Source organism: Synechococcus sp. B60.1 (assembly GCF_047462555.1).
In the GTDB taxonomy this organism is placed as follows: Bacteria; Cyanobacteriota; Cyanobacteriia; order Thermostichales; family Thermostichaceae; genus Thermostichus.
Genome location: NZ_JANSJN010000220.1, coordinates 1 through 1,108 on the forward strand (window position 1 = coordinate 1; position 1,108 = coordinate 1,108).

The 1,108-nt window shown below is 46.1% G+C and carries 1 protein-coding gene and 1 pseudogene; one reads left to right on the top strand and one right to left on the bottom strand.

The genetic code is table 11. The features are described 5' to 3' along the window. Positions 1–613, top strand: a pseudogene (locus NW863_RS13135) (J domain-containing protein); the annotation flags it as partial. Positions 614–615: 2 nt separating this feature from the next. On the opposite strand, the gene NW863_RS13140 reads toward NW863_RS13135, so the two are convergent. Continuing rightward, positions 616–1,108, bottom strand: a 493-nt coding sequence (locus tag NW863_RS13140) for a hypothetical protein (RefSeq protein WP_414366893.1), incomplete at its 5' end; no start/stop codon positions are given.

Consider the following 1,108-nt stretch of genomic DNA (forward strand, 5'->3'; position numbering starts at 1 on the left):
GGAAATAGAGCGTCGCAAGGAAAGTATCGAAGTTAACTACAATCAAAAGATAGAGCAAGTGAAGTCTGAGCTAAGGAGAAACCTTATTTCAATCGGCATTAAGGAAGAGGATGCCAGAGTTGATTATGCCTTCCTTACTAAGGATGAAAACATACAGAACTGCCTTTTCTCTTTGTTTTTGGGCTTTTTGGCTTTCTTAGGAGGCTGGGGAGCGATTGGTACTATACTTGTAATCATTGCCTTTGCATTTGCTTGGTCAGCATTTTCTGACAGGTACAGTAAAGCGCAAGTGGAGACAGCCAAAAGTTTCCAAGAAAGGGCGAAGTCAAAAATCGCCCTACATGAGAAAGAAAAAAGTGCGGAACTCACTCAACTTCAGCTTTACTACAGGAGCAGGATCGACTACTTTAAGAGTCTCTCCCTTGAGTCTTTATCCCCTGAGTTTATAGGCGGGCTTAGCGGAGAGGATCAGCTTTTTCTATTGACGGCGATAAAGGAAAGAGCGGACGCTGAGAAGCTAAAGGAGGATCTGAAGCTGGCGGCTGGAGTCGCTGTTGGTATTGGCATACTGGCAGTTCTATTTGGTTTGGGCGGTGGATTCTACCCCCATTGATCCTAGGCCGGCAGCAGAAGCAAAACCTTGGAGTCCGGATTCTCCGGCGAGCTCCTCGGTGGCAAAACCAGACTTTGCCACTCTTGGTAGCTGAGGCCAAGCCGAGTCATTTCAGTGATTTCGTATCTGTAGCCTTCCAGTCTCCTGTCCAACTCGATCATAGACTGGGCAGTTGCTATAACTTGATTTACTCGAGACATTAGCTTGAAAATGACGTCTCTCCGAGCAGCGGTGTTCCAGGGTAGGCGATCCCAGAATGTCCAATCTAAACCAACCAGAGATGGGGAAATGAGGGCAAGGATGGCATTCCTAGATCTTATCGGCATACTATCAAGATAGGATTCAATGTCTTGTGCGCTGAAAATAGCCGGTCGTATATATTCGTCAAACAGCTTATTCGTATCGGATTCACCCGTTGCATACTTGAGAATCTCCACAACGCTTGACAAGCTGACTCCTTGGCAATCTCTGTGAAGATATCCTGAAGGATTTTCA